We start from the raw sequence: 20,798 nt of genomic DNA on the forward strand, positions 1-20,798 counted from the left end.
GGCCGGGGGCTCGGCGTCGAGCGGACGAAGAGGTGGTTCGCGCGGAGGCGCGGAGGGCGCGGAGGTGTTGCGGATGCCGCGCAGGCGATCCTTTCCCTCCATCATCGCGATGACGGGGCTACGCCATGCGTGCGACACCCCCGCGCTAACCCGATCGTCGGATCAGCCGATCGCGAGCCGCGCGATCACGTCCGCGTAGATCGCGGTCAGGGCGTCGAGATCGGCGACGGCGACCGCTTCGTCCACCTGATGCATGGTCGCGTTGACGAGGCCGAACTCCACCGTCGGGCAAAGTTTCGACAGGAAGCGCGCGTCGGAGGTGCCGCCGGAGGTGGAAAGCTCCGACACCAGCCCCGTCTGCGCCTCGATCGCGGCACTGACCAGGGCGGTGAAGGCGCCGGGTTCGGTGAGGAACGCCTCGCCCGACACCTTGCCGGTGACGATCGCGGCGGGGGCGTGTTCGTGGACGAGCGCGCGGACGCGCTCGATCAGGTCGGCGCCGCGCTGTTCGTCGTTAAAGCGGATGTTGAGGCGGGCGCCGGCGCGGGCGGGGATGACGTTATGCGCGGGATTGCCGATGGCGATGTCGGTGATCTCGAGGTTCGACGGCTGGAACCAGGCGTTGCCGTGGTCGAGCCCCATCGCCTGCAGCGCCGCCAACGCCTTGGCGAGCTTGCCCGCCGGATTGTCGGCGAGATGGGGGTAGGCGACATGGCCCTGCCGGCCGGGTACGTCGATCCAGATGTTGACCGAGCCACGCCGGCCGATCTTCACCATGTCGCCGAGCCGGTGCACCGAGGTCGGCTCGCCGACGAGGCACAGGTCCGGCGCGATGCCGCGCGCCGCCATCCGTTCGATCAGCGCGGGGGTGCCATAGGTCGCCGGGCCCTCCTCGTCGCCGGTGATAAGCAAGCTGAGCGTCGGGCCGGTCGCGCGCGAAGCGGCGGCGGCGAAGGCGGCGACCGCGCCCTTCATGTCGACCGCGCCGCGCCCGTAGAGCAGCTCGCCGCGGATCGCGCCCGACCAGGGCGAACCGGTCCAGCCGTCGCCGGGCGGGACGACGTCGACATGGCCGGCGAAGGCGAGATGCCGCCCCGAACCGGGCCGGAGCGCGATTATATTCTCGACCGGGCCGTCGGGCGCCGCGCCGACGACGAAGCGATCGACCGCGAAGCCGATCGGCACCAGGGCGGATTCGAGCACGTCGAATACCGCGCCGCGCGCCGGGGTGACGCTGTCCGCGCGCAGCAACGCCTGCGCCAGCGCCAGACCGTCGATCACGCCGCCGGCCTCACGTCGAGGGCTGTTCGTATTGCTGGATCACCCAATCCTCTTCCTGCGCGCCGGCGATCCAGTCCTGCATCCACGGATGCTGGATGACCGCGTCGATATAGGCGGCGGCGAAGCGCGCGATCGGCAATTGGTAGGTGATGATCCGGGTGCAGACCGGCGCGAACATGATGTCCGCCGCCCCGAACTGCCCGAACAGGAACGCGCCGTCGCCGCCCCAGCGCGCGCGCGCCTGCGCCCACAATTCCATGATCCGGCCGAGGTCGGCGATGACGTCCTCGTCGGGGCGCTTCGCGGGAAAGACCTGGCGGATGTTCATCGCATGCTTGCGGCGCAATGCGGTGAAGCTGGAGTGCATTTCCGCCGCCATCGACCGCGCCATCGCGCGCGCCGGCTCGTCCTGCGGCCAGAAACGGTCGCGCCCGACCTTGTCGGCGAGATAGTCGACGATGGCGAGGCTGTCCCACACCACCGATTCGCCGTCCCACAGAATCGGCACCTTGCCCGACGATGGCGCGAACTCCGCACCCTCGCGGCGGCGATCCCATTCGGCGTCGTAGAGCGGCACGACCACCTCCTCGAACGGAAGGCCGGACTGTTTGCACGCCAGCCAGCCGCGGAGCGACCAGCTGGAATACGCCTTGTTGCCGATGATGAGCTTCATGCCGCCGACCTAATCGATCAAGTCGCGACACGAAACCCGTCTTTCCCTCGCGTCAGCCGCGCTGAGCGTCAAAATCTGCCCAGTGCAACGCCGATTCCGCCAGATATGCTCGGATGAAGCTGGTGCCGGCGGTAACGGGAAAGGCAGTTGAGCCAGTGCATCCCGGCGCCGATGCGATGAGTTGCTTGATCGCCTGTCGTTCACTCTGTGATCCGTGTTCGCTCATCAGGACGGCCCGGGTCTCGTCCGGCGAGCGGACGGCCAAGCAGTTAGTGACGATCGAAAAACTGCGATCGTCCGGCAGTCGCGCAGTGCTGCGCGCCGTCTCGGCGGTTTGGAAGGCATCAAGCGCGCTCTGTCGAACGCCAACACTGTGTGTGGTCTGTGCGGTCGGCTGTCGCTTATACATTGCCTCGGCTAGGCTTCCGCGCAAGAAGACGACGGGCGCTCGATAGGCATAGGGCAGGCACGCCCGTGCAAGGCCGCTGAGCTGGTTCAGCTCGACCAGTTCGGTCCGCGTGTTGGGAGCAGCATTCAGCACCAGTCGTGCACGCTTGGGGCTGACGTTGGACGCGCAGCGACCGAATTGTTGCGCCAATTCATACGTCTGTTCGTAATACTTGCTTTGCGCAAACGGGCCGGCACCGTTGATCCGGTCGAACGGCGCAAGCGCGCCCGGTTCACGCGGTCGATACGTTTCGGGCTGGGCATATGTCGGCGTCCGCAGCGGCGTGACATCGACTTGAGCCGGCGGGGCGGGCGTCGTCGTCTGCGCCATGATCGCCGGAGCACACAATATAATTGCGCCGACCGACGCGATACACCGCAAAGTCCTCATTGCCTGTCTCCCGACTATGCCCAAAGCAGGGCATCCTCGGGATCATCAGTATGTTTTCTGTACTCAAGCTGAACGATGCCTGCAGGCCACGTGCTGTTCCGGATCAACCCACCGCTTCCATCACCGCGGCGCGGAGTTCGGGGATGCCCATGCCGCCTTCGCTCGAGGTGGCGAGGATGTCGGGGTGGGCGGCGGGGCGCTTGCGGGCCTCGGCGGCGACGCTGGCCATGACGTCGGCGAGTTCGGTCGCCTTCACCTTGTCCGCCTTGGTCAGGACGAGGCGATAGCTGACCGCCGCCTTGTCGAGCATCTCGAGGATCTCGCGGTCGACGTCCTTGATGCCGTGGCGCGAATCGATCAGCACCAGCGCGCGCTTCAGCGTGTCGCGGCCGCGCAGGAAGTCGTTGACCAGGAAGCGCCATTTCCTGACGACATCCTTGGGCGCCTTGGCGAAGCCGTAGCCGGGCATATCGACCAGCCGGAACGCCAACGGCGCGCCGACGTCGAAGAAGTTGAGCTCCTGCGTCCGGCCCGGCGTGTTCGACGTGCGGGCGAGGCCGTTGCGCCCGGTGAGCGCATTGAGCAGCGACGACTTGCCGACGTTCGAACGCCCCGCGAACGCGACCTCCGGCACCACCGGTGCGGGGAGATGCTCGAGCGCCGGCGCGGACTTCAGGAAGCTGATCGGCCCCGCGAAGGTCTTGCGCGCATGCTCGATCAGCTCCGGGGTGAAGCCCTCGTCCTCGGGCGTGGTGACGTCGTCGCTCACTTGGCGGGCGCCGTCTTGAGGTCGGGATGCCGGGCATACAGCACGCGCTGCTGCAGGATCGCGAGGAAGTTGGAGGCGATCCAGTAGACCTGCAGGCCGACCGGATAGCTCGCCATCACGAACATCAGTACCCAGGGGATGATCGCGAACACCTGCTTCTGGGTGTCGTCCATCGGCGCCGGGTTCATCTTGAACTGGAAGTACATCGAGATGCCGAGGATGATCGGCACGACCCCGATCGCGATCATGTGCGGCGGGGTGAAGTGCAGATAGCCGAACAGGTTGAGCGGCGTCAGCGGGTCGGGCGCGGACAGGTCCTTGATCCAGCCGAAGAACGGCTGGTGCCGCATCTCGATCGTCAGCATCAGCACCTTGTAGAGCGCGTAGAAGATCGGGATCTGGAGCAGCGTCGGCAGGCAGCCGGCGACGGGATTGACCTTCTCCGTCTTGTAGAGGCCCATGACCTCCTGCTGCATGCGCGGCTTGTCGTCCTTGAACCGCTCCTGGATCGCCTTCATCTTCGGCTGGATCGCGCGCATCTTGGCCATGCTGGCGAACTGGCGCTGGGCGATCGGGAACATCAGGCCGCGGATCGTCACCGTCAGCAGGATGATCGCGACGCCGAAATTGCCGACCATGCGGAACAGCCAGTCGAGATAGGTGAAGATCGGCTTTTCGACGATCTCGAACCAGCCCCAGTCGATCGCCTTGTCGAGCTTGGTGACGCCGGCGTCGTTCTCGTAATGCTGGAGCGCCTTCACTTCCTTCGCACCGGCGAAGAAACGGCTGGTCTGGGTGATCGCGCGGCCCGCGGGCAGCAGCTTGGGGGCGAAGGCGTAATCGGCCTGATAGGCCTTGTTGGTGCCGGCGCGGAACTGGCCGTCGAACTGCGCGGCCTGGTCGGGGACGAGCGCGGTCAGCCAGTATTTGTCGGTGAAGCCGAGCCAGCCGCCGGTCGTCGTGAACTTCGCGGGCGCCTCGTCGATATCCTTGAACTTGGTGCCGTAATCGGCGCCGCCGCCATGGACCGACATCGGGCCGGTGTGGATCTGCCACGTGCCGGGGTCCTTCGACACGCCGACGCGATTGACATAGCCATAGGGCGCGACGGGGACGGGCGCGCCGCCGGCGTTCTGCACCGTCTGTTTGACGGTGAACATATATTGGTCGTCGACCGACAGCTCGATCGCGAAGCGCTGGCCGCTCGCATTGGCGGCGGTGAGCGTCACCGGGCGACCGGGCGCGAGCAGCGGCGCCGAGGCGGTCCAGACGGCGTCGGCGGCGGGCGGCCTCAGGCCGTCGTCGCGCCAGCCGAAGCCGGCGAAATAGGCCTCGGGCGCGCCGGCCGGCGACAGCAGGCGGATCGGCGGCGAATCCTTGGCGATCGTTTCCTTGTACTTGACCAGCACGAGGTCGTCGATGCGCGCGCCCTTGAGGTTGATCGAGCCCTGCAGCGTCGGCGTCTGGATGCGGACGCGCGGGGATTCGGCGAGCACGACCTGCCGGTTGCGGACCGCCCCGGGATTGTCGGCGGTGGGATCGGCGGTGTCGCGCGCCGGGATCGGCTGCGACTTGCCGTTGACGATCTTCGTCACCGGCGGGTTCGCGACGGGGAAGAACTTGCCCTGGATCAGCGGCCACGCGAACAGGATCAGCGCGGCGATGACCGCGAACAGGACGAAATTCTGGCGTTCTTTGTTCAAGGTCTTGCCCCGTCTTGGCTCAAGGGACCGGATCGGGTCCGTACCCGCCCCAGGGATGACAGCGCGCAATCCGCTTCGCCGCCAACCAGCCCCCTTTGGCCGCGCCATAGCGGCGAAGGGCGGTGATTGCATAGGCGGAACACGACGGCTGGTAACGACAGGTGTCGGGCATCAGCGCCGACGGGCCCAATTGCCAGCCGCGCGCGATCAGGATGAGCAGCTTCGCGATCACCGTTTCGGCTTTCGCGGACCGGACGGGCGCGGGCCACGCGGACGTGCCGGCGCGCTCTCGCCGCGGGCGATCTTCGCCAGCGCCTTGGCCAGCTCGACCTTCAGCGCGGCGTGGTCGCGCTCGATGCCGCCGTCGCGGCCGATCAGCACGTGATCCGCACCGCGGATGCCGGCGGCGGGCAACAGCTCACGCGCCAGCGCCCGCAGCCGCCGTTTCATGCGGTTGCGGACGACGGCGTTGCCGACTTTCTTGGTGACGGTGAAGCCGACGCGCATTGCGGGGTCACCATCGTCGCGGTCGCGCACCAGCAGGACGAATCCCGGCATCGGTGCGCGCCGCCCCGCATTCGCCGCAAGGAAATCGCGGCGAACCGTAAGCGTTCGAATTACGCCGACAGCTTCTTGCGGCCGCGGGCCCGGCGTGCGTGGATCACCGCACGGCCGCCGACCGTCGCCATCCGGGCGCGGAAGCCGTGGCGACGTGCACGCACCAGATTGCTCGGCTGAAAGGTCCGCTTCATGATTCATTCCCTGATCGTCTGAATAGAAAACGGCCGCCACGCGGGACGGCCTTGATGGGGAGCGCATACCGAGGGGGATCGCGGAAGTCAACGCGAGCCGATCCGCTTGTCGCGCGCGTGCCGCTTGTCGCGGGCATGGCGGCGCAACGCGCTCTGCCGCCGCATCGTCCGGTCGACCAGACCGCCGATCCGCGGCCAGCGCCGCTTGATCCGCGCGAACCGGACCTGCGCGGATCGCGAGTTGCGCAGGATCAGCACCAGCCCGCCGGCGAACAGGAAGATGCCGCCCGGTCCCGGCAGCGGCGCGAGCGCCCCAGCGCCAAGGATCAGCAGGCCGCCGAGCAGGAGCTGCAACAGACGACTGACGGGATGGCGATCCTGCATGGCGCTCACTTGGGGGCTGTGTGTTGTTCGGACAAGGCAGCTTATGAATGTTCGAAACGGACTCTTTCGCACGGTGCAAAGCGCGCTATGAACCCGGCGTGACGCCGACGTGACATCGGGGGAGCGACGGGGGGAATGACATGGTGGCGACCGTCCAGACGGTGGCGTATCTCGGTCTGGAAGCGCGCGGCGTCGAGGTGCAGGTGCAGCTGATCCCCGGCCTGCCGAACTTCATCGTCGTCGGGCTCGGCGACAAGGCGGTCGCGGAAAGTCGCGAGCGGGTGCGGGGTGCGATTGCCGCGCTGGGCCTCGCGCTGCCGCCCAAGCGCATCGTCGTCAATCTGTCGCCCGCCGACCTGCCCAAGGAAGGATCGCATTTCGACCTGCCGATCGCGCTGGCGCTGCTCGGCGCGATGGCGGTGATCGACGTCGAGGCGCTGGCGGATTACGTCGTCGTCGGCGAACTGGGCCTCGACGGGCGGATCGCGTCGTCGCCCGGCGTCCTGCTCGCCGCATTGCACGCCGCCGCGGAGGGCAGGGGGCTGATCTGCCCGGCCGCACAAGGCTCCGAAGCCGCCTGGGCCGGATCGGTCGAGGTGCTCGCTGCGCCCGACCTGCTCGCGCTCATCAACCATTTCAAGGGCCATGGCCTGCTGTCGGCGCCGCCCGCCGGCGAGGTCGAGGCGGCGTCGCACGGCCCCGACCTGCGCCAGGTCAAGGGACAGGAGGTCGCCAAGCGCGCGCTGGAGATCGCCGCGGCGGGCGGTCACAATCTGCTGATGGTGGGCCCGCCGGGTGCCGGCAAGTCGCTGATGGCGTCATGCCTGCCCGGCATCCTGCCGCCGCTCGATGCGGCCGAGGCGCTGGAGGTGTCGATGGTGCAGTCCGTCGCCGGCACGCTGGCGGGCGGGCGGCTGACCCGCAACCGGCCGTTCCGCAGCCCGCACCACAGCGCGTCGATGGCGGCGCTGACCGGCGGCGGGTTGCGGGTGAAGCCGGGCGAGGTCAGCCTCGCGCATCTCGGCGTGCTGTTCCTCGACGAGCTCCCGGAATTCCAGCGCGGCGTGCTCGATTCGCTGCGCCAGCCGCTGGAGGCGGGCGTGGTCAGCGTCGCGCGCGCCAATGCCCATGTCACCTTTCCGGCGCGCGTCCAGCTGATCGCGGCGATGAACCCGTGCCGCTGCGGCCACCTCGGCGATGCCAGCCTCGCCTGCGCCCGCGCACCCCGTTGCGCCGCCGACTATCAGGCGAAGGTGTCGGGGCCGTTGCTCGATCGCATCGACCTGCACGTCGAGGTCGCCGCGGTGAGCGCCGCCGATCTGGTGCTGCCGCCGCCTGCGGAGGGATCAGCGGAGGTCGCGGCGCGAGTAGCGGCGGCGCGGGCGATCCAGACCGCGCGCTATGCCGGTCACCCGGTCCGCACCAATGCGGAGGTGGACGGCGCGCTGCTCGACATGGTCGGCACCCCGGACGCGGCGGGGCGCCAGCTGCTCGCGCAGGCGGCGGAGGCGATGCGGATGTCGGCGCGCGGCTATACCCGCGTCCTGCGTGTCGCCCGCACGATCGCCGACCTCGCCGGTCGGGACGCGGTCGGCCGCGTCCATGTCGCCGAGGCGCTGAGCTACCGCCGCCGCGCGCCCACTGCCTGACCCGAGCTGGTTTTGCGGGTCGGTCCGCCAAGCACCCTTGCGGGACCGCAGCCCGCCCGCTATCGGGCGATGCTTCGCTGCCCCTGTGGCGAAATTGGTAGACGCATTCGACTCAAAATCGAACGCCGAAAGGCATGCTGGTTCGAGTCCGGCCAGGGGCACCACTTCCCGAAGAAAACCGATTGATTGCTGCCGTTTAGGCTGACTTGGTGTCTAACTCGGGCGGAAGGTTGGACGTTTTCCACTTCGACATCCGACGCCCCCGTCAGACCGGCGGGGTTGGAGGCGTCGCGCGAAGCGCGTGGCTGAACGGCGGATGCCATCACCCGAAACACCCCATCGCCGCGCACGATCGGGATCGACAGGCGTCGATCGCCGCCGGTGGACCGGCCTGTTCGATCCCCTGAACGTATAGACCGTGGCGTCCGGGGCACGCCCCGCCGCTGCCTAGCCGCGCTTGCGCAGCCGCCCGCGGAACAGGCCGCGCTGCGTGGTCGCCTCGAACATCTCACCGGGGCCTTCGGGATCGAGCACCTCGTTGTCCGCCAGCCACTTTTGGATGCCGTCGAGGTCCGGCACCTCATAGGGGCGCAGCGAGCGGCCCGGGCCGCGCAGCCGCTCGATCGTCTCGATCAGCGATCCCGTCTGCTCCATCAGCTGCGCGACGCGTTCCGGCGCGACGTCGAGATGTTCGGCCATCAAATCGTGGCGGGTGGCGAGGATCCTGTTCTCCAGCCCGGCGTCGGGATGGCGTTCGGCGTCGAGCACCACGTCGCATTCGGTGTCGAGCCGGAGCGAGCGGTTGTTGATGTTGGCCGAGCCGATGCGCAGCTGCGTGTCGTCGATGATCGTGATCTTGGCGTGGCAATAGATCGCCGTGCCGCCGCGGGTGAAGGGATGGTAGAGGCGGAACCGGTCGTGCCTGTCGCGGCGGCGCAGCGTCTCGACCAGCCGCGCCCGCGCCGTGTCCATCGCCAGCGGCTCGAGCCAGCCCTGCGCGGTCAGCGGATTGACGATGACGATCTCCGGCCCGTCCGGCTCGTCGAGCCGCGCGGCGATCGCCTCGGCGATGCGGCGCGAGGCGAAATACTGGCTTTCGCAATAGATGTGGCGTTTGGCCGCCTTGATCTGGTCGAGGAACAGCGCCTCGACCTCGGTCACCGCCGCCTCGCCCGGCATCTCCGGCTGGCTGCGCGCGATGCCGAGGTCGACGTTCTCGAACGTCGGGTCGAGCGAGGCGGGCCAGCAGCTGCCGCCGCCCTCGACCGGGGTCAGCGTGTGGCCAGCCGCAAGATGCCAGCGGTCGCGGCACAATTCGCCCAGCGCGGCGGCGGCCGGTCCGGTGATCGCGGTGGTCGCGTCGTGCCACGGCTTGTAGGGCTTGCCGCTCCCCGGCAGCCGGCGCCCCGGATCGTCGTCGCGGTGCGCGCGCGTGTCCCAGCGTTCGGCGGTCATGTCGATCCCGCCGCAAAAGGCGAGGCAATCGTCGATCGAGACGATCTTCTGGTGATGCGACGAGGCGGTCGGATGATGGCCGTCGAGCTTCACGTGGATGCGCGGATGGCGCATCCATTTGAGGACGGTGAACATCGTGCTGCCGCGGAACGCCGCCTTGACCGCGCCGACGTCCCAGCGGAGCAGGTAGAGTTCCAGCTCCGGATTGCGCTGGATCAGCCAGTAGAGAAAGTCGCCGACCGTCTCCGGCCCCTCGGTCATGCCGGTGCTGCCGACCAGCCGGATGCGCGCGTCGAAATCCCAGCCGACCAGCATGATCCGCTTCCGGGCCTGCAGGAACGCTTCGCGGGCGACCCCGAAATAGCGGTCGGCATCGACGATCACCGACAGGCGGTCGGCACGTTCGATACGCCAGACGTTACGGGCTGGGTCGAGCATCGGGGGCGTGTGGTCCTTCTGTCGGTCGTGGAAGCGGTCGAGGACGGCATCGCGCACGAGGCGCTGCGCCGCTGGATCGAAACGGGAGGACCAGCAAGCTGTTCCGTGGGGAGGGGCGCGGACCGTCTCCCCGGAAGGAGGCTCGGCCCGTATGGCCGGGTGCGTACCGGCGAAATGCGTCGCCGTGAAGTCTTGGACGGTGCGGGAGAGGCCGGCGGGGCGCCACCATCCCGCGCGATCGGCGCCGATATGGCGGAATAGGTCCGCGCCACGGAACGTTACGCGGCCGATCCGGGTTTCACCGTTTCGATGAGAGACGATCCCGCACCCCCCCCGGCGCCTGCCGCCGACCTCGGCCGCTTTCCGAAGACCGGCCGGTTCCTGCTCGGACGGGGCAGGGAACGTATGACCGACGAGGAGCGCGACGTCCTCGAAAAGGCGGCGTGCGCGGTGAAGGACTATCCCGCGCGCCATCATCTCGTGCGGCGCGGCGAGCCGGTCGATACCAGCATGATGCTGATCGACGGCTATGTCTCGCGCTACATGGACGACCGCGAAGGCTATCGCCAGCTGGTGTCGGTCCATATCCCCGGCGATTTCGTCGATTTGCACGGCTTTCCGACCGGGCGGCTGGATCACGACATCGGGACGCTGGGGCCGATCCGGATGGCGCTGTTCGATCACCAGACGCTGGTCGGCATCACCGAACGGCATCCGCGGCTGACCCGCTTCCTGTGGTTCGCGACCCTCGCCGATGCCGCGATGCATCGCGAATGGATCTTCCGGCTGGGGAGGCTCGGCGCGGACGGGCGGCTGGCACACTTCTTCTGCGAGCTCAACGCGCGGCTGGAGCTGGTCGGCCTCGCGCGCGACGGCAGGTTCGAACTGCCGCTGACCCAGCCCGACCTGGCCGAGGCGTGCGGGCTCACCGGCGTGCACGTCAACCGCACGCTGCGCCGGCTGCGCGAAAAGGGGCTGCTGCTGTTCCGGAACGGGCAGGTCGAGATCCTCGACCAGCGCGGCCTGTGCGTCGCGGCGGAGTTCGACAGCGATTATCTCTATTCGGATTTCGGCGCATGGAAGACGACGTGAACGAACCGGCCGGCGGACGTGCGCATGATCCGGAAACCGTGCCGGGCGCGGTGTCGCTGCAGGAGGGGCAGGTCATGCTCGACGGGCCCGACGGCGTCGCGGTGGCGATGACGCCCGAGGCGGCGCTGGAAACCGGCCGTCGCCTGATCGCGGCGGCGGAACGGGCGAACACGCAGCGACCGGGGTGACGTCGGCGGATCAGCGGCTATGCTGGGCGTAACCATGATCCGGAGAGCATCTTGTACCACATCCTTCTCGCCACCGGCGCGGTCGCGCTGATGGCCGGCAGCGTCGCCGCCCAGACCGGCCCCGCGGCGACCGCGCCGGCCGCCAATCCGCTGCTTGCCGACTGGACCGGCCCCTATGGCGGGGTGCCGCCCTGGGACAAGGTGAAGCCCGAGCTGTTCCCGGCCGCGTTCGAGGCGTCGCTGGCGGAGCGCGCCGCGGACTATCGCCGGATCGCCGACAATCCGGCGGCGCCGACCTTCGCCAACACCTTCGTGCCGATGCAGCTCGCCGGCCAGCGCTACGGCCGGGTGATGACGCTGTTCGGCGTGATGACTGGCAATATGAACACGCCCGCCTATCAGGCGCTCGACCGCGAATGGTCGCCTAAGTTCGCCGCGGCGTCGGACGCGATCACCTTCGATCCGAAACTGTTCGCGCGGATCGAGGCGGTCCATGCCGCGCGGGCGACGCTCGACCCGCAGCAGCAGCGGCTCGTCACCCGCACCTACGACAGTTACGTGCGACAGGGCGCGAAGCTGACGCCGGCGCAGAAGGTGCAGCTGTCCGCCTATAATCAGGAGCTGGCGAGCGCGTTCAGCGACTTCTCGAGACGGCTGCTCGCCGACGAGAACAAGGCGATCCTCGTCACCGATGCCGCGCAGCTCGCCGGCATCCCCGACAGCGTCAGGGCGGTGGCGAAGGCCGCGGCGGCGGAGCGTGGCCAGACCGGCTGGGCGATCGTCAACACGCGCTCGGCGGTCGATCCTGTGCTCACTTTCGCCACCGATCGCGCGTTGCGGGAAAAGGTCTGGCGCGCGTTCGTCGACCGCGGCGACAATGGCGACGCGAACGACACGAACGCGACGATCGCGCGGATCGTCAAGCTGCGGGCGGATCGTGCGCACCTGCTCGGCTTCAAGACGCATGCCGACTGGCGGATGCAGGACACGATGGCGAAGACGCCCGCCGCGGCGATGGACCTGATGATGCGGGTCTGGCCGGCGGCGAAGGCGCGCGTCGGCGAGGAGGTCCGCGACATGCAGGCGATCGCGGACAAAGGCGCGACGAAAATCACGATCGAGCCCTGGGACTATCGCTTCTATCAGGAGCAGGTCCGCAAGAGCCGCTACGACCTCGATCAGGCGCAGCTGAAGCCCTATTTCGAGCTCGGCAACATCATCCAGGGGTCGCTCTACGCCGCCAACCGGCTGTACGGGCTGAACTTCAAGGAGATCACCGGCACCGTGCCGGTGTTCGAGCCGAACATGCGCGTCTGGCACGTCACCGACCGTAACGGCAGGGAGGTCGGACTGTTCTACCGCGACGATTTCGCGCGGAGCGGCAAGAGGTCGGGCGCATGGGCCAACACCTATCGCGGCCAGCGCAAGCTCGCGCCCGCGCAGACCGTGCTGTCGTCGAACAACAACAATTTCGCACGGGGGGCGAAGGGGGAGCCGATCCTCATCAGCCTCGACGATGCGCAGACGCTGTTCCACGAATTCGGCCACGCGATCCACGCGATGCTGCAGAACGTCACCTATCCGGGCCTTGCCGGCACGCCGCGCGACTTCGTCGAATATCCCAGCCAGGTGAACGAGCATTGGCTGCTCACCCGCGACGTGCTCGACAAATATGCGCGCCATTACCAGACCGGCGCACCGATGCCGCAGGCGCTGCTCGACAAGATCGAGGCGTCGAAGACGTTCAACCAGGGGTTCGCGACCGCCGAATATCTGTCCTCGGCGATCGTCGACATGAAGCTGCACACGGTGGCGGACGGCGTCGTCGATCCCGATGCGTTCGAACGCGCGACGCTGACCGAAATCGGCATGCCGAAAGAGCTGGTGATGCGGCACCGCCTGCCGCAGTTCAATCACCTGTTCTCGTCCGACAGCTATTCGGCGGGCTATTACAGCTATCTGTGGTCGGAGACGATGGACGCGGACACGTTCGCCGCGTTCGAGGAGGCGGGCAGCCCGTGGGACAAGCCGACCGCGGAGCGGTTCGCGCGCATCCTGCTGTCGACCGGCAACGAAACCGACCGCGCCGCCGCCTATCGCGACTTCCGCGGTCGCGATCCGGACGTCAACGCGCTGCTGAAGAAGCGGGGGTTCCCGACAACCGCCGCCAGATGATGCGACGGGCGGTGTGCCGGCGTCCGGTGCATCGCCGTCCTTCATGGAAAGGTGTGTGTTGTCGCGCAGAGGCGCAGAGGACGCAGAGATGGTGCGCCCGCTTCACCCTCACGCATCCCCGTCAGGCCGTAGAGATGGCAGGGCGCCGCGCACCCGGTACGGGACACCTCCGCGTCCTCCGCGCGAACCCTCTCTCTAGAATCGGATGACATCAGATTGATCCGAATGTTCGTCATTGCGAGCGCAGCGAAGCAATCCAGAGCCGTACCAGGACGCCCTGGATTGCTTCGCTGCGCTCGCAATGACGGATCAGTTTGATGTCATCCCGCTCTATCGCGATTTCCGCAGTCACGACACGGGCGTCAAGGCGTAACCTAAGACGCGGTGTCGGATCGTGGAAAGGGTGTGTGTTGGCGCGCGGAGGCGCGGAGGACGGAGAGATGGTGCGTCCGCTTCATCCTCACGCATCCCCGTCAGGCCGTAGAGACGGCAGGGCCACGCGTACCCGGCACGGGACACCTCCGCGTCCTCCGCGCCTCCGCGCGACCCATTTCTCTATCGCGATTTCCGCAGTCACGACACGGGCGTCAAGGCGTAACCCAAGACGCGGTGTCGGATCGTGGAAAGATGTGTGTTGGCGCGCGGAGGCGCGGAGGACGCAGAGATGGTGTGCCCGCTTCACCCTCAGGCATCCCCGTCAGGCCGTAGGGACGGCAGGGCCACGCGCATCCGGTACGGGACACCTCCGCGTCCTCCGCGCCTCTGCGCGCACCATCTCTACCGCTTCCGCACATCATGCACGCCGCAGAACGGCCAGCTCACCGGCTATCGGCCCTGACGCGGCAGTTCGATCGTCGCGCACAGGCCGCCGTCGTCGCGGTTCGCCAGCCGAACGTCGCCGCCCGCCTCGCGCACGATCGACCGGGCCAGCGCCAGACCGAGCCCGATCCCGCCGGTATCGCGGTTACGCGAGGTTTCCAGCCGGGTGAACGCCTCGAACACGTCGGTCAGCCGTTCCTCGGGGATGCCCGGCCCGCGGTCCGCCACCTCGATCCGCACCGTTGCGCTGTCCGGCACCAGCCGCACCGCCGCCCCGCCGCCGTACTTCACCGCATTCTCGATGAGGTTGCGGATCGCGCGGCGGATCAGCGACGGGCGCAGCCGCATGCGCAACCGGTCGGCCTCTTCAAAGCTGACATCCTGCCCCAGATCGCGGAAATCCTCGACCACGGCGTCGACCAGCGCGGCGAGGTCGACCTCGGTCAGCGGCTCGCTCGGCCGGCCCAGCCGCGCCAGCGACAGGATGTCGTCGAGCGTCCGGTTCATCTCGGCGATGGTGTCCGCCATGCGCGTGCGGTCGGTGTCGTCCTCGACCGATTCGACCCGCACGCGCAGCGCGGCGAGCGGCGTGCGCAGGTCGTGGCCGATCGCACCGAGCATCCGGTCCTTCTCGTCCAGCATCGCGGTGACGCGCAGCTGCAGCGCGTTGAACGACTGGACGAGGCTGGCGATATCCGCCGGGCCTCGCACCGTCACCGCCTCCGGCGCGTCGCCGCCGCGGCCGAAGCGCTGTGCCGCCGCGGTCAGGTCGCGCAGCGGCCGCGAGATATGGCGCGCGATCCACAGCACCGGCAGCAGCACGACGCCGTAGAGGATCAGCGTCTGGGCGAAGAGGCGCCAGAACAGGCGGACGCCGCCATTGCCGCTCCACGGCACGATCACCGCCAGCCAGCCGTGCCCCGGCTGCTCGACCGCGATCAGCAGCGCCTGTTCGGGACGATCCTGCACCCGGCGCTGGCGGTTGCTGCGCGCCGGATTGCGGGTCAGCACGGCATCGTCCATCGCCGTCCAGCGCCGCACGCCCGTGTCGATCCGCCCGACCTCGACGCCCTGTTCGCGCAGCTGGTTGCGCAGTTCGGCGGCGATCTCCGGCATCCGCGGCAGGGTGGCGGGGATGCCGTCGGCGTCGGCGCGGCGGATGCGCCCGCGGTCGCGCTGGATCGTGCGCAGCCCCTGCGCCTCGCGATCGATCGCGTCCGCCAGCCGGATCGCGACCGGCCGCGTCGCCTGCGCCAGCCGGAACTCCGCCCGGTCGCGCAACGCGAGCGCGAAATTGACCATCTGCGCGACCAGCAGCGCCAGCGCGATCAGCACTGCCATCTGCCCGGCGAGGCTGCGCGGCCACAGCCGTAGCGTCACAGCCGCACCCTCACAGGCGCGTCACCTCGGCCGCGAGCGTATAGCCGCCGCCCCACACGGTCTTGATGATCTCCGGCAGCTTCGCATCCGCCTCGATCTTGCGGCGCAGGCGGCTGACCTGGTTGTCGATCGCGCGGTCGAAGGCGGCAGCCTCGCGGCCCTGCGTCAGGTCGAGCAGCTGGTCGCGGGTCAGCACCTGCCGCGGCCGCGTCACCAGCGCGAGCAGCAGATTGTATTCGCCCGTCGACAGCGGCACCGACACACCCTCGCGGTCGACCAGCGCCCGCTCGCCCGTCTTCAGCACCCAGCCGGCGAAGGCGTAGGAGCCGCTCTCGGGCGCATGCTGGCGCGCGCCGCCCGCGGTCAGCCGCCGCAGCACCACCTTCACCCGCGTCGCCAGCTCGCGCGGCGAGAAGGGCTTCACGACATAATCGTCCGCGCCCATCTCCAGCCCGACGATCCGGTCGGTCTCCTCCGCCTTGGCGGTCAGCAGGATCACCGGCGTGTCGCTGGTCGCGGCGATGTGCCGGCACAGCGACAGGCCGTCCTCGCCCGGCATCATCACGTCGAGGATGACGAGGTCGATCGCATAGGCGGCGAGCCGCGTCCGCGCGCTTTCCGCATCCGCCGCCTGGGTGACGCGAAATCCCTGCTTGCCGAGATATTGCGCCAGCGGCTCGCGGATCGAACGCTCGTCATCGACGAGCAGCAGGTGCGGCATGTCTCCCATCGGTTCGGCATTAGCCATGCGATCGCGCTCCTGCCAGACCGGACGGGGCATGCCCGCCCCGCCGCGTCGTCACTGTGCCGGGGTCGGCGTGGGAAGCGGCGGGTTGCGGGGGCCGCGCATCGGCCGCGCCGCGGCCAGTTCGGCCGCATCCAGCCTGCCGTCGCGGTTGGTGTCGAGCCGGTCGAACCGTGCACCGGCTCGCTGCGCCGCCTCGGCACGGGTCAGCGCGCCGTCGCCGTCCGGATCGCCGCGCATGCCGAAGCCGCCACCACCGCGCGGACCGCCACCGTTGCCGTTGCGCCGCTGCGCCCGCATCGCCGCGCGCGCCGCATCGCGTTCCGCCGCGGTCACCTTGCCATCCTTGTCGGTGTCCATCGCCACGAAGCGCGCATCCGCGTCCGCAAGCATCTCCGCTCGCGTGATCGTGCCGCCGCGATTGGTGTCGGCGCGCATCAACCCGCCGCCATAGGGAATCGGGGGCGGGGGCGGGGCCACCGACTGCGCGATCGCCGTCGTCGCGAGCAACCCGCCCGCCGCCGTCATCAGAGCCAGAACAACACGCATCGTCGAACCTCCACCGCCAGGGCCGATCCCTGTACCGACCGATGCGACCTATGGGGCGGGTCTGTCGCCGCGATATGTCCGGCGCGGGGGAAAGTGTCGCAATCTGTCGCACGGAGCCCTTGGCGTGTGACGACCCCGGTCGTCAGGCGAACACCGCCACGCTCTGCATATGGTCGGCGACCGGCGTGCCGTCCGCCGCCCAGATTCCCATCCGCTGGCTCGAATGCCCCGCCCGCGCATAGTCGCTCGTCGCCTGCAACAGCCACCAGCCGTCGTCCGTCGCCGGCGCATCGCCCAGCAGGTTGAGCTGCCACGTCATCGAACTGACCGGCGCCGTCCGTCCCAGCATCTTGAGCGCCACCGGCGGCAGGCAGTCCGCCACCGCCATCAGCGCGACCATCGGGTGCAGCCCGTCGCGCTCCTTCAGCCGGACCCAGCGCAGCCATTCCGCCCGCTCGGCCTGCCGCCGCTCGACCAGTTCGAAATTCTGCGAAAAGGCGACCGCGGGATGGCCGCGCAGCACCGTGTCGTCGGGGCCCGGCGGCGCGACCGCCGGCGCGGCACCGGTATGGACGTCGAGCGCCGATGCCACCGTTCCCATGAACACGAAGGTGGCGCGCAGCCCCAGCCCCGCCTCGCTCTCCACATCCGCCTGCACGAACGCCGCGTTGCGGCCCCGGCGCAGCCGGCTGGCGCGGATCGTGATGTCGCCGCTCAGCGGACCGATGAATGCCACCAGCGCCGATCGCAGCGGCGGCAGATCCGTGTCCGATCCCATCGCGGCATGCAGCGCCAGCGCCGCCGACAGTCCGCCATAGGCGGTGCGTCCCTGCAACCAGCCGTCCGGCACCCGCCCGCGCCAGCCGCCCTCGACCGGCTCCAGCCCGGCGATCACATCCCGCAACGCCGTCATGCGAAATCCTCCAGCCGGTCGCGCAACGCGCGTTTCAGCACCTTGCCGATCGCGCTGCGCGGCAGTTCGTCGATCCGGTGCAAGGCCGACAGCCGCTGCGTCTTGCCGACCTGCGCGTTGACCCAGGACAGGATCGCTCCGGCATCCTCGCCCTCGAACCCCGGCCGCGCGACGTAGAAGCCGACCGGCGTCTCGCCCCACGCCTCCGACGGCGCACCGATCACCGTCCCGTCGCCGACCGCCGGATGCCGCAGCAGCACCGCCTCCAGATCGGAGGGATAGATGTTGAACCCGCCCGAGATGATGAGGTCCTTCTTGCGGTCCATCAGGATCAGGAAGCCGTCGTCATCGAAGCGGCCGACGTCGCCGTGGCGGATATAGCGGTTGCCGTCCGCGTCATGCCATTCCGCCTCGCGCGTCGCGCCGTCGCGGCCGTGATAGCCGGTCATCATCGTCGGCGACCGGCCGACGACCTCGCCCGTCTCGCCCGGCGGCACCTCGCGGCCGTCGTCGTCGATCAGGCGGATCTCATGGCCCGGCAACGGCTGGCCGACGGTATGCAACTTGTCGGGATGGGCGCTGGCGTTGAGCCCGCACGAGGCGCCACCCTCGGTCATGCCGTAATATTCGACCAGCAGTCCCGGCCAGCGCGCGACGACATCGGCCTTCAGCGTCGCCGCGAACGGTGCGCTGGTGCTGGTCTTGAAGCGGAAGTGCGACAGGTCGAAGGCGGCGAAATCGGCGAGCGCCATGATCCGCTGATACTGCACCGGGACCAGCATCGTGTGTGTCGCGCGATGCCGCTCGGCGAGCGTCAGATAGGTGCGCGCGTCGAACTTGCCCATCAGCACCGCGGTGCCGCCCCAGCCGAGGGTGGGGAGGAAACTGACCAGCGTCGTGTTCGAATAGAGCGGCGTCGCCACCATCGTCACCGCGGTGTCGAAGCCGGCGGCGGCGTTGCGGGCGATATGCGCCCAACGCATCGCATGGCTCTGGACGATGCCCTTGGGCGTGCCGGTGGTGCCGGACGAATAGATGATGTTGAACGGATCGTCGGGCCGGATCGCGACGGGGGAGGGGCGGACGTCCTCCGCCCCGAGCCAGGCAGCGAAGCCGTCGCCGAACGCGATCCGCCGCGCCGCAAACGCCTGATCCGCGAGCAGCGCCGCATTGGCGGCGTCGAGGAACACCAGCGGCGCGCCGCAATCGACGACCATCGCCGCGATCGCCGCCGGCGTCGCCGAGGGCGCGAGCGGCGTCGCCACGCACCCCGCGCGCAACGCCCCCAGAAACACGACCGCATAATCGACGCTCGCCTGCGCCACGATCGCCACGGCTGCGCCGGGCGCCACGCCGTCGCGTTGCAGCGCCGCGGCGACGCGGTCCATCGCGCGATCCAGCGCGGCATAGTCCATCGTCCCGCCGCTATCGGCGAGCGCGACCCGCTCCCCTCGTTCGCGGGCGTGGGCGGCGATCAAATCGGGAAGCGTCGCGAAGTCGGACGCAAGCATGTCGGCGGCGGTCTGCATCGCGCGACGCTAGGTGAAGGTGTGCGCCGACGCCATACGCAATCTTCGAAACGCTCTGCACCGACGCTGGTACGTTGGAAAATGGCTCACGCGGAGACGCGGAGACGCGGAGGTGTCACGCGAAAGGCGCCGCAGGCGCTCCATTACGAACGGTGCAATCGGCGGCGTGCGGGGAGGGGATCGGTACGCTCACCCCCGGCGCACCATCTCCGCGTCTCCGCGTCTCCGCGCGAACCAATCCTTCTACGACGCAGCAGCCACCCGCACCCGAGCCACCACGATTCCCGCGGCGGCCAGCCCGAGCACCCCCGCGATCACGAACGCCGCGCCCGGAAAGCCGTGATCGATCCCCCACGCCAGCACCTGCGTCAGCAACAGCGGCGCGATGATCGCCGAGACGCTGCCCATCGACCCGAGCCCACCCTGCAACTGCCCCTGCCGCGTCGCATCGACCATGCGCGACATCAGCCCCTGCATCGCCGGCATCGCGAAGCCCGACAGCGCGCTGGTGCAGAACAGCAGATAGACCTGCCAGCTCGCGCTCACCGCCGCGAAGGCGAGGAACGAGCCGCCGCCCGCGACCAGCCCGATCAGCAGCGCCCGCCGCTCGCCGAAGCGGGTGATCGCACGCCCGGTCAGCCCGCCCTGGACGATCGTCGACACCAGCCCGACGAAGGCGAGGCTCCAGCCGATCGCCTTGGCATCCCAGCCGAATCGTGCGGTCGCCCAGAAGCTCCACGTCGCCGGATAGACCATGTGCGCCAACTGCCAGAGAAACATGGCGAGCAGCAGCGGTGCGGCATGGCCGGCGTGGAACAGCGGCCGGAACGCGCCGACGACATGCGCGTCGCGCAGGCGGAACGGGCGCCGGTTCTCCACCGCCAGCGTTTCCGGCATCGCCACCAGCATCACCGCGGCGTTGACCAGCGCCAGCGCCGCCGCGGCGTGGAAGGGCGCGCGTGGCCCCCACAGGGAAAACAGCCCGCCCAGCGCCGGCCCGATGATGAAGCCCAGCCCGAACGCGGCGCCGATCAGCGCGAAAGTCGCGCCGCGCCGTTCGGGCGGCGTCACGTCGGCGATCACCGATCCCGCCGGGCCATAAACCGCGCCCGCGATGCCGGCGACCGCACGCCCGACGAACAGCCAGGCGACGCTGGGGGCGACCGCCATCACCGCATAGTCGATCCCGAAGCTCAGCATGGATGCGATCAGCACCGGCCGCCGTCCGAACCGGTCGGACAGGTTGCCGAGCACCGGCCCGGCGACGAATTGCGCCGCGGCATAGACGACCAGCATCCAGCCCGCGATCCGCGTCGCATGTTCGATATCGGCATGGCCCAGGCTGGTCAGCAACGCGGGAAACACCGGCGCGACGATGCCGAAGCCGATCGTGTCGATCAGCACCGCCGCCAGCGCCATCGGCACCGCCTTATGCCCGAACCGCATGTCGATCTCCCGCCCAGCCC

At 69.1% G+C, this 20,798-nt stretch carries 20 protein-coding genes and 1 tRNA gene; 5 read left to right on the forward strand and 16 right to left on the reverse strand.

Annotated elements, in window-relative coordinates; translation table 11 throughout:
* Positions 1-162 precede the first annotated feature (162 nt).
* The 9 genes from dapE to B2515_RS13465 all read right to left on the reverse strand — a co-directional run bounded on the left by dapE (position 163) and on the right by B2515_RS13465 (position 6,409).
* Entirely contained in the window at positions 163-1,281 is a 1,119-nt protein-coding gene (gene dapE / locus B2515_RS13425; protein WP_293877092.1) for a succinyl-diaminopimelate desuccinylase, read from the reverse strand.
* Between the two features lie 10 nt (positions 1,282-1,291).
* A complete protein-coding gene (locus tag B2515_RS13430) occupies positions 1,292-1,954 on the reverse strand; it encodes a glutathione S-transferase family protein (RefSeq protein WP_293877094.1) in 663 nt (220 codons plus the stop codon).
* A 52-nt stretch (positions 1,955-2,006) separates the two neighbouring features.
* On the reverse strand, positions 2,007-2,732 hold the full coding sequence (locus tag B2515_RS13435; RefSeq protein ID WP_293877096.1) for a hypothetical protein: 726 nt from the start codon (positions 2,730-2,732) through the stop codon (positions 2,007-2,009).
* A gap of 163 nt (positions 2,733-2,895) precedes the next feature.
* Positions 2,896-3,561, reverse strand: coding sequence for a ribosome biogenesis GTP-binding protein YihA/YsxC (gene yihA, locus B2515_RS13440; protein ID WP_293877098.1), 666 nt, complete (start codon positions 3,559-3,561; stop codon positions 2,896-2,898).
* Positions 3,558-5,264: a membrane protein insertase YidC gene (gene yidC, locus B2515_RS13445; RefSeq protein ID WP_293877100.1), complete on the reverse strand. Its 1,707-nt coding sequence runs from the start codon at positions 5,262-5,264 to the stop codon at positions 3,558-3,560. The genes yihA and yidC overlap by 4 nt, the downstream gene beginning before the upstream one ends.
* Positions 5,265-5,283: 19 nt before the next feature.
* Entirely contained in the window at positions 5,284-5,496 is a 213-nt protein-coding gene (gene yidD / locus B2515_RS13450) for a membrane protein insertion efficiency factor YidD (RefSeq protein WP_293877102.1), read from the reverse strand.
* Positions 5,493-5,882: a ribonuclease P protein component gene (gene rnpA / locus B2515_RS13455; protein WP_293877615.1), complete on the reverse strand. Its 390-nt coding sequence runs from the start codon at positions 5,880-5,882 to the stop codon at positions 5,493-5,495. Before rnpA ends, yidD begins: the two co-directional genes overlap by 4 nt.
* Positions 5,882-6,016, reverse strand: coding sequence for a 50S ribosomal protein L34 (gene rpmH, locus B2515_RS13460; protein ID WP_031393806.1), 135 nt, complete (start codon positions 6,014-6,016; stop codon positions 5,882-5,884). Before rpmH ends, rnpA begins: the two co-directional genes overlap by 1 nt.
* 87 nt (positions 6,017-6,103) lie before the next feature.
* Entirely contained in the window at positions 6,104-6,409 is a 306-nt protein-coding gene (locus B2515_RS13465) for a hypothetical protein (RefSeq protein ID WP_414711401.1), read from the reverse strand.
* 131 nt (positions 6,410-6,540) lie between these two features.
* Between B2515_RS13465 and B2515_RS13470 the strand changes: the two genes are divergently transcribed.
* Together B2515_RS13470 and B2515_RS13475 are read left to right on the forward strand one after the other, a co-directional pair.
* On the forward strand, positions 6,541-8,049 hold the full coding sequence (locus B2515_RS13470) for a YifB family Mg chelatase-like AAA ATPase (protein ID WP_293877104.1): 1,509 nt from the start codon (positions 6,541-6,543) through the stop codon (positions 8,047-8,049).
* Between the two features lie 79 nt (positions 8,050-8,128).
* A tRNA-Leu gene (locus B2515_RS13475) sits at positions 8,129-8,213 on the forward strand.
* A 283-nt stretch (positions 8,214-8,496) separates the two neighbouring features.
* Here B2515_RS13475 and B2515_RS13480 read toward each other — a convergent pair.
* On the reverse strand, positions 8,497-9,942 hold the full coding sequence (locus B2515_RS13480) for a phospholipase D-like domain-containing protein (RefSeq protein WP_293877106.1): 1,446 nt from the start codon (positions 9,940-9,942) through the stop codon (positions 8,497-8,499).
* A gap of 309 nt (positions 9,943-10,251) precedes the next feature.
* Between B2515_RS13480 and B2515_RS13485 the strand changes: the two genes are divergently transcribed.
* From B2515_RS13485 to B2515_RS13495, 3 genes are read left to right on the forward strand one after another with little or no spacing between them, the layout of a single operon-like run.
* Positions 10,252-11,034, forward strand: coding sequence for a Crp/Fnr family transcriptional regulator (locus B2515_RS13485; RefSeq protein WP_293877108.1), 783 nt, complete (start codon positions 10,252-10,254; stop codon positions 11,032-11,034).
* Positions 11,019-11,222, forward strand: a complete 204-nt coding sequence (locus tag B2515_RS13490) for a hypothetical protein (RefSeq protein ID WP_293877110.1) — start codon at positions 11,019-11,021, stop codon at positions 11,220-11,222. Before B2515_RS13485 ends, B2515_RS13490 begins: the two co-directional genes overlap by 16 nt.
* A gap of 51 nt (positions 11,223-11,273) precedes the next feature.
* Positions 11,274-13,397: a M3 family metallopeptidase gene (locus B2515_RS13495; protein WP_349676252.1), complete on the forward strand. Its 2,124-nt coding sequence runs from the start codon at positions 11,274-11,276 to the stop codon at positions 13,395-13,397.
* An 825-nt stretch (positions 13,398-14,222) separates the two neighbouring features.
* Here B2515_RS13495 and B2515_RS13500 read toward each other — a convergent pair.
* The 6 genes from B2515_RS13500 to B2515_RS13525 all read right to left on the reverse strand — a co-directional run bounded on the left by B2515_RS13500 (position 14,223) and on the right by B2515_RS13525 (position 20,778).
* Positions 14,223-15,557: a sensor histidine kinase gene (locus tag B2515_RS13500; RefSeq protein WP_293877643.1), complete on the reverse strand. Its 1,335-nt coding sequence runs from the start codon at positions 15,555-15,557 to the stop codon at positions 14,223-14,225.
* A gap of 49 nt (positions 15,558-15,606) precedes the next feature.
* On the reverse strand, positions 15,607-16,326 hold the full coding sequence (locus B2515_RS13505; protein ID WP_293877644.1) for a response regulator: 720 nt from the start codon (positions 16,324-16,326) through the stop codon (positions 15,607-15,609).
* Positions 16,327-16,395: 69 nt separating this feature from the next.
* Positions 16,396-16,890 (reverse strand): hypothetical protein, encoded by a 495-nt coding sequence (locus B2515_RS13510; protein ID WP_293877112.1) that lies wholly within the window; start codon positions 16,888-16,890, stop codon positions 16,396-16,398.
* A gap of 142 nt (positions 16,891-17,032) precedes the next feature.
* On the reverse strand, positions 17,033-17,803 hold the full coding sequence (locus B2515_RS13515) for an acyl-CoA thioesterase (RefSeq protein WP_293877115.1): 771 nt from the start codon (positions 17,801-17,803) through the stop codon (positions 17,033-17,035).
* Positions 17,800-19,332, reverse strand: coding sequence for a class I adenylate-forming enzyme family protein (locus B2515_RS13520; protein WP_293877117.1), 1,533 nt, complete (start codon positions 19,330-19,332; stop codon positions 17,800-17,802). The genes B2515_RS13515 and B2515_RS13520 overlap by 4 nt, the downstream gene beginning before the upstream one ends.
* Before the next feature lie 243 nt (positions 19,333-19,575).
* The gene (locus B2515_RS13525) at positions 19,576-20,778 is read right to left on the reverse strand and encodes an MFS transporter (protein ID WP_293877119.1); all 1,203 of its coding nucleotides are present in this window, start codon (positions 20,776-20,778) and stop codon (positions 19,576-19,578) included.
* Positions 20,779-20,798: the final 20 nt, after the last annotated feature.

It is taken from the genome of Sphingomonas sp. UBA978 (genome assembly GCF_002292295.1).
Lineage (GTDB): Bacteria > Pseudomonadota > Alphaproteobacteria > Sphingomonadales > Sphingomonadaceae > Sphingomonas.